The organism is Treponema sp. R6D11 (genome assembly GCF_054786075.1).
Genome location: NZ_BDHD01000088.1, coordinates 1 through 7,632, shown reverse-complemented (window position 1 = coordinate 7,632; position 7,632 = coordinate 1). Strand labels below are relative to the sequence as shown.

The window sequence follows — 7,632 nt, the reverse complement described above, 5'->3', positions numbered from 1 at the left end:
GTTTGTTTGACGGGCTTAAAAAGGGCAACCCAAAGTCTACCCTCTACGGTTTTAAAGGCGGACCAAGCGGTCTTGTCGACAATAAAACAATTATCCTTACGCAGGAAATTATTGACGAATATCGCAATACAGGCGGCTTTGACATAATTGGATCTGGACGGACAAAAATCGAGACTAAGGAACAATTTGCGGCTTCTTTGGAAACTGTAAAAAAATTAAAACTTGACGCGGTGGTAGTAATTGGCGGCGATGACTCCAATACAAACGCCGCATTGTTAGCTGAATATTTTGTAATGAATGGAGCGGCTACTCATGTAATCGGCTGCCCAAAAACAATAGACGGAGATTTAAAAAACGAGTATATCGAAACTTCATTTGGGTTTGATACCGCCTGTAAAACATACTCCGAGCTTATCGGGAATATTTGCAGGGACACAAACAGCGCGAAAAAATACTGGCACTTTATAAAACTTATGGGACGCGCCGCTAGCCATATCGCTTTGGAGTGCGCCTTTCAAACGCAGCCGAATATCTGCCTTATCTCGGAAGAAATCGAAGCCAAGGGATTGTCTCTTGATAAAATAGTCGACCAAATTTGCGCTTCGATAGTAAAGCGGGCTGAAAATGGCGATAACTTCGGCGTTGTGTTAGTTCCAGAAGGACTTATTGAATTTATTCCCGAGATAAAAAAATTAATTGATGAGCTTAACGATGTAATTGCCGATGAAGAAAAATCGTTTGCCGTCATTACCAATTTTATCGATCAGCTTTATTGGCTTTCAACAAGAATATCAGAGCCTTCATACAGAGTCATGCAGTCGCTTCCCCCTGAAATTTCAGAACAATTTTTAATGGATAGAGACCCGCATGGAAACGTGCAAGTCTCCAGAATTGAGACCGAAAAATTACTTGTCGGAATGGTAGAGAAAAGACTTGCCGATATGAAAGCAAATAATCTTTACAACGGAAAATTCAGCCCTCTTACCCATTTCTTTGGCTACGAAGGCAGATGCGCTTTCCCGACAAATTTTGACGCTGACTATTGTTACAGCTTGGGCTTTAGCGCGTTTATTTTGATAGCGTCTGGATTAACCGGCTATCTTTCCAGCGTAAAAAATCTTATCGCTCCTGCGGATCAATGGGTGGCAGGCGGTATTCCTCTTACAATGATGATGAATCTTGAACAACGCCACGGCTCAAAAAAGCCTGTCATAAAAAAAGCGTTAGTTGAGCTTGACGACAAACCGTTTAAAAAGTTCGCCGCCATAAGGGATCAATGGGCTGAAAAAACCTGTTTTCTGTTCCCAGGAGCAATTCAATATTATGGACCGCCTGAAGTTTGCGATCAGCCGTCAATTACGCTTAAACTTGAACACGAGAAATAAAAAACCATGCTAACCATAACTATAAACCCGCGCTTTGGGGATATGGACATTTTAGGGCATATAAACAACATTGTCCCCGCGCAGTGGTTCGAGATGGGAAGAACCGCCATTATGAAATTTTTTGATCCTAACTTAACGCTTTCAAAAGAAACTTTTCCGCTTATTATGGCTCACTCGGAATATGATTTTGTAGATCAACTGTTTTTTAAAGAAGTGGAAATAAAAACTTGCATTTCCAAAATAGGGACAAAATCTTTCACAGTGTACCATGAGGCGTGGCAAGAAGGACGTCTATGCGTTAAGGGAAGCGCGGTAATTGTCCACTACGATTTTATCGCGGGAAAGACAACGCCGATACCCGATGACAAGCGAAAACTGCTGGAACAACACTTAAAAGTCTAGCCTACTTAGGCGGAAGTATCTTTATCCGCAATTCATCTAATTGCTTTTGATCCACCTCTGACGGACAATCGTCCATTGGGCTTACGGCGAATGAATTTTTTGGGAACGCTATAACGTCCTTTAACGAGGATACCCCAGCCATGATCATCACAAGGCGGTCAAGCCCGGGGGCGATTCCTCCGTGAGGCGGCGCTCCGTACTTGAAAGCTTCCGTTAAAAAGCCGAACTTTTTTTCCGCTTCCGCAGGATCAATTCCCACTATCTGAAAAACTCTTTTTTGCATTGACGAATCATGAATACGAATAGAGCCTGAGGCTAACTCATAACCGTTTAACACAAGGTCGTAAAGATCGCCTTTTACGGAACCGGGATCGCTCTCCATTGTAGCGTGGTATTTTTCCTGCGGCAAAGTAAAAAGATGATGAGCCGCTTCCCATTTTTTTTCATCTTCGTTGTACTCAAACATGGGGAAGTCTATTATCCACACAAATTCAAAATGGGACGGATCGCAAAGACCAAGATCACGCCCAAGTTTGACCCTTACCGCTCCCAGAGAAGTATTCGCTATTCTTTTGTTAGCGTCGGCAATCATCAGAATAAGATCGCCATCTTTTGCTTCAAGCCCGTTTATCACCGCAGAAGCGTTATCTGCAAAGAACTTTGACGCTCCGCCTTCTAGGGCGTTGTTTGCAACTTTCATCCACGCCATGCCTTTCGCTTTGTAAATTTTGGCGAGGGCTTCCAATTCCTCAATCTGTTTGCGTGAATAATCCGCTTTTCCTTTCACAACAAGCGCTTTTACAACGCCGCCTGAACTTATCGCATCCTTAAAGGCTTGAAAACTCGACTCTTGCACATAGGCGTTAAAGTCCTTCAGCTTCATATCAAAACGTAAATCGGGCTTGTCGCTGCCGTAGAATTCCATAGCCTCGTCCCACGTTAGGCGGTTAAACTTTTTGGGCAGGTCAACATTCATCACCTTCTTAAAAACATGGGACATCATTCCCTCTGTAACACTAAGCACGTCCTCTCTGCTTACAAACGACATCTCAAGATCGATTTGCGTAAACTCAGGCTGTCTGTCTCCGCGTGAATCTTCGTCTCGGTAACAGCGCGCTATCTGAAAATATTTGTCAAAACCCGATACCATCAGTATTTGTTTGTAAAGTTGCGGCGATTGTGGGAGCGCGTAAAATTTTCCCGGATACAACCTTGAAGGAACAAGGTAGTCTCTTGCTCCTTCGGGTGTTGATTTAATAAAAGTGGGAGTTTCAATTTCATAAAAGCCGTTGGAAGTCATCCATTCACGCACGGCAAACGCTACCGCGCTTCGCAGTTTAATTCTTTCCTGCATAGCATGGCTTCTAAGGTCGAGGTATCTGTATTTAAGGCGTAAATCTTCGTTTGCCTTGCTTTCTTCGTCAATTTGGAAAGGTAAAACTTCGCTTTTGTTCAAAACAACAATCTTGGAAGCGAGCAATTCTATCTCGCCTGTTTCCATTGTTTTGTTGATCATATCGGTTGGACGCGCGCTTACCAAACCCTCAACGGCGATACAGTATTCATTTCGCAACTCATCGCAAACTGCAGCCATGTCGGTATTTTTTTCGGTATCAATCGTAACTTGGGTAATGCCGTACCGATCCCTGATATTGATAAAAAACACTCCGCCGTGGTTACGTTTGCGGTGAACCCACCCGTTCAGGATAACAGTGCGTCCGCAGTCATTTTTTCTTAGCGAACCGCAATCGGCGGTTCTTTTCATAGCTTCCATTTAAAACCTCTGTAAAGATAATAAACTTTTTTTGGTTTTTATACTATAATGTCATTATGGGTTTTGAGCTTGATAATATTCTGATAAATCAAATTCTCTTTCACATGGAAAATCAGGAAGGGGTTTTTGTTCTTGATACTCAAAAAAACCAAGTTGTTAATTCTGCGAACATCAATAACGACGATAAAAATTATATCGCTCTGCCGCAATGGGGTCCCAAAGACGGCTACAGGCTTATGGAAAAATTCACGGCAAGCCTGAATAATCCTGTCGCCCGTCAGGAATTAACCGCCGCTCTAAACCAAAACAAAGGTGTTTTTCGCGCCTTTAGAGACGTTCTTGAACAGTACCCTGAAATTGAAAAAATGTGGCTCAAGTACAAGGATCAAAAAATCAGAAGTCAAATTATCGCTTGGTACAACGCTTTAAGGGAAGAATGGGGTTTGGAGCCTGTTGGTGTTGAGCCTGAAGACACGTCGTCTCTTGTCCTTGAAGATTTTCTTTTTAAAGAAAAAAAAGAATTTAACATCACGGCGGAAAATGCTGAAGGCGAATTAACAGGACAGATAAATGCAAGGTTAGAAGATAAAACTCTTTACATTGACACTTTGGAAGTTGCTCCCGAATACCGAGGCTTGGGTCTTGGCAAAACCCTTCTAGCTAAATTGTTGGAAAAAGCCGACAAATTAAAATTAGACGTTACTATCGACATTCCCTGCGATGCCGACTTTTTTTCGCGCTCTCTCCTTCTTGAAAACTTTAAGCCGGCTATGCAAAGATTTATCCGTAAAAATCAGACAGTATAAGTGCTGGCGCTTGTGGAGCCGCCGTGTCCCGTCCAATTTGTGTGGAAGAATTCTCCGCGCGGTTTGTCTATACGCTCATAAGTGTGCGCGCCAAAATAATCCCTTTGCGCCTGCAAAAGATTCGCCGGCAATCTTTCGCTTCTGTAGCCGTCAAAATACGCAAGCGCGCTTGTAAGGGCGGGAGCCGGTATGCCGTTTTGCACGGCGGCGGACACTACCCTTCTCCATGAATCCTGCGCTTCTTCAATAATTTTTGAAAAGAAAGGATCGAGTAACAGATTTTCCAAATTGGGATTTTTGTCAAACGCTTCTTTTATTTTTCCAAGAAAAACTGAGCGGATTATACAGCCGCCCCTCCACATAAGGGCGATGCCTCCGTAGTTTAAATTCCATTTGTATTCTTTTGCCGCTTCCCTCATTAACAGATACCCCTGCGCGTAAGAAACAATTTTAGAAGCGTATAACGCTTTTTCTAAATCTTTTACAAACGCAGTCTTGTCGGCTGGTGAAGAAATTTTAGGGGAAGTAAAAACTTTTGCCGCTTTTACGCGCTCGTCCTTTGCCGCGGATAAACAGCGACCAAAGACAGCCTCCCCAATCAAGGTAAGAGGGACTCCAAACTCTAACGCGGCGATGCCTGTCCATTTGCCTGTTCCCTTCTGCCCTGCGGTATCGAGGATTTTTTCGGTTAGGGGTTTACCGTCAGTGTCTTTATAGCGAAGAATATCCCTTGTTATTTCGATAAGGTAACTGCCAAGAGAGCCGTTATTCCACTGTTCAAAAACATTACCCATCTCATCATTGGAAAGCCCTAGTATGTTTTTCATCAAGTCGTAAGTTTCGCAGATTAACTGCATGTCTCCGTATTCAATGCCGTTATGCACCATTTTTACAAAGTGTCCCGCGCCGTTTTCGCCAACCCAGTCGCAACAGGGAACGCCCCCCTCAACTTTAGCGCAAATTCCCTGCAACATCGGCTTTACAAAAGACCATGCCGCAGGAGAGCCGCCGGGCATTATCGAAGGTCCCTTTAACGCGCCTTCCTCTCCGCCTGAAACGCCAGTGCCGATGTATAACAAGCCTTTTGATTCAACATAAGAGGTTCTTCGTATTGTATCCTGATAATTTGAATTGCCGCCGTCAATGATAATATCGCCTTTTTCAAAAACTTCTAAAAGATGCTCGATTGTATCGTCTACCGCCTGCCCCGCCTTTACCATAATCATCGCTTTTCGCGGCGACGCCAAAGATGCGGCTAAATCCGCCATGCTGTGACAACCGATTATTTTTTTACCTGCGCCTCGTCCGTTAATAAACTCGTCAACTTTTGAAGTTGTCCGATTAAAAACCGCCACGCTAAAACCCTTGCTTTCAAGGTTAAGAACAAGATTTTCTCCCATTACCGCAAGTCCAATAAGACCTATATCAGCTTTCGCCATATTACTCTCCCTTTTAAAGTATGTTATCATATCCGCAGGGAGAATGTCCATGTTGGAAAAAACTTACGTCTGCCAAGGCGCGGAAAACAAAGATTTAAGCGATAATGAATTGGAAGCGCTTTTTACGGATGCGCTTTCTCATGCCTTGTCTGACATAAAAGATTCAGGCAAGGCGATTATTCTTCCCCCCGACATTACCCGTTTCCATTCACGCGCCGGTTTTTTCACCGAGATAGCGTCACGCCGACTCGGGGACAGGCTTGGTGCGGTTCTCCCAGCCCTTGGCACTCACATGGCAATGAACGATGCTGAAATTTCGCGTATGTTCGGCAGTACGCCAAAAGACAAATTTTTGGTTCACGATTGGCGGAACGACGTTACAGAGCTTGGACGCATAGAGGCGGATTGGGTAGAAAAAGCGTCCGCTGGAGCGGTAAAGTACGACTGGCCCGTTCAGGTGAATAAAATTTTGCGTAAAGGTACAAAGGACAGCGGTAACTTCTCTATCGCGCTGAGTATCGGGCAGGTTGTTCCACATGAAGTCGCTGGAATGGCAAACCACGGAAAAAACATCTTTGTAGGAACCGGCGGAAAAGAAGCGATTGATAAAAGCCACTTTGTAGGAGCTGCCTATGGAATGGAAAAAATAATGGGCAAGGTTGACACCCCCGTCCGCGCCCTTTTTGACGAAGGACTGCGGCGCTATGGCGCGGAACTTCCGCCAATTTTATGGGTACTAACGGTTATCTCCGCGCGGACAGAGAGCGAAACTGCCAACAACGGCAAAGAACGCGGCTCCCTTGCGGTTAGGGGGCTATATATCGGCTTTGGCAGAGAATGTTTTGAAAAAGCCGCCGAGTTGTCGCGTCAAGTTAATGTTAACCTTATGAATGAATCGGTTAACAAAGCGGTAGTTTACCTTGAACCCGATGAATTTCGCACCACTTGGCTTGGAAATAAGGCGATTTATCGCACACGCATGGTAATCGCTGACGGCGGTGAGCTTTTAATCCTTGCCCCAGCCCTTGAGCGTTTTGGCGAAGATTCGGGAATTGACGCGCTAATTCGCAAACACGGCTACCGCCCAAGTAAGGAAATAATCGCCAAAGCACAGTCCGACCCGGAACTTGGCGGTAATTTAAGCGCCGCCGCCCACCTGATACATGGCTCAAGCGAAAACCGCTTTACTATCCGCTATTGTCCGGGTAGCAAACTTACAAGGCTGGAAATTGAATCTGTGGGCTTCCAATGGGGCGATTTAAAAGAAGCACTGGAGAAGTATGACATTAACAAGCTTTCTTCGGGGTGGAATACTGTTGGTGGGGAGAGGATTTTCTTTGTTCCCAACCCTGCGCTTGGGCTTTGGGCGGAGAGGAAGAAGTTTTAAGCCTGAAGATCTACCACGAACCACACGAACATGAGCGAATTTAGAGAGAAAAGTTTTAATTTGAAATATTGACAAATATTTTAAAAAAATACAAAATAATAAAAACCTGATAATAGGTTATAAAAATACGCTGTGAGGTTATGGGGAGCGAAGGAATTTAATGGCTATTAATAATTTTTCTAAAAAGTGTAACATACAATATATTACCCCCCCCCCCCCCCCCGTCAAAATAAAACGATAAAAAAAGCGGATCATCGGGGGGTATTAAGTCGTGAAAATAATTGTTACAAACGCCTAAAAAAAGCGCAATAACTATTCCTGCAAAAACTTTTTATGTGTTTTTCTTGTTCATCTTTTTTTCCTTTTATTTTATTATTAAATCTACACAGCGATACCTTTCCTTCTGTGTTTCATCGTACGCTTTTTTTGCGCCCATGTT

The 7,632-nt window shown here is 43.9% G+C and carries 6 protein-coding genes; 4 read left to right on the top strand and 2 right to left on the bottom strand.

Features of this window, described 5'->3' with window-relative positions; all coding sequences use genetic code 11:
* Both ACYVTD_RS08375 and ACYVTD_RS08370 read left to right on the top strand, forming a co-directional pair.
* Nucleotides 1-1,385 (top strand): diphosphate--fructose-6-phosphate 1-phosphotransferase (locus tag ACYVTD_RS08375; protein ID WP_461247320.1); only part of this gene is annotated, 1,385 nt, incomplete at its 5' end.
* A gap of 42 nt (nucleotides 1,386-1,427) precedes the next feature.
* Nucleotides 1,428-1,787: an acyl-CoA thioesterase gene (locus tag ACYVTD_RS08370; RefSeq protein ID WP_461247319.1), complete on the top strand. Its 360-nt coding sequence runs from the start codon at nucleotides 1,428-1,430 to the stop codon at nucleotides 1,785-1,787.
* Nucleotide 1,788: 1 nt separating this feature from the next.
* On the opposite strand, the gene aspS is transcribed toward ACYVTD_RS08370, so the two are convergent.
* Entirely contained in the window at nucleotides 1,789-3,552 is a 1,764-nt protein-coding gene (gene aspS / locus ACYVTD_RS08365; RefSeq protein ID WP_461247321.1) for an aspartate--tRNA ligase, read from the bottom strand.
* Between the two features lie 65 nt (nucleotides 3,553-3,617).
* On the opposite strand from aspS, the gene ACYVTD_RS08360 reads away from it, so the two are divergent.
* A complete protein-coding gene (locus tag ACYVTD_RS08360) occupies nucleotides 3,618-4,367 on the top strand; it encodes a GNAT family N-acetyltransferase (protein ID WP_461247318.1) in 750 nt (249 codons plus the stop codon).
* On the opposite strand, the gene gnd is transcribed toward ACYVTD_RS08360, so the two are convergent.
* Nucleotides 4,355-5,806 (bottom strand): decarboxylating NADP(+)-dependent phosphogluconate dehydrogenase, encoded by a 1,452-nt coding sequence (gene gnd / locus ACYVTD_RS08355; protein WP_461247317.1) that lies wholly within the window; start codon nucleotides 5,804-5,806, stop codon nucleotides 4,355-4,357. The two genes, ACYVTD_RS08360 and gnd, sit on opposite strands and share 13 nt — an antisense overlap.
* 49 nt (nucleotides 5,807-5,855) lie before the next feature.
* Between gnd and ACYVTD_RS08350 the strand changes: the two genes are divergently transcribed.
* Nucleotides 5,856-7,193, top strand: coding sequence for a nickel-dependent putative hexonate epimerase (locus ACYVTD_RS08350; protein ID WP_461247316.1), 1,338 nt, complete (start codon nucleotides 5,856-5,858; stop codon nucleotides 7,191-7,193).
* The last annotated feature ends 439 nt before the right edge of the window (nucleotides 7,194-7,632 follow it).

What these genes read in the sequence shown, in the direction of transcription:
- ACYVTD_RS08370 (WP_461247319.1), top strand. Translation starts at nt 1,428, where the DNA reads ATGGACATTTTAGGGCATATAAACAACATTGTCCCCGCGCAGTGGTTC.
- aspS (WP_461247321.1), bottom strand. Translation starts at nt 3,552, where the DNA reads ATGAAAAGAACCGCCGATTGCGGTTCGCTAAGAAAAAATGACTGCGGA.
- ACYVTD_RS08360 (WP_461247318.1), top strand. Translation starts at nt 3,618, where the DNA reads ATGGGTTTTGAGCTTGATAATATTCTGATAAATCAAATTCTCTTTCAC.
- gnd (WP_461247317.1), bottom strand. Translation starts at nt 5,806, where the DNA reads ATGGCGAAAGCTGATATAGGTCTTATTGGACTTGCGGTAATGGGAGAA.
- ACYVTD_RS08350 (WP_461247316.1), top strand. Translation starts at nt 5,856, where the DNA reads ATGTTGGAAAAAACTTACGTCTGCCAAGGCGCGGAAAACAAAGATTTA.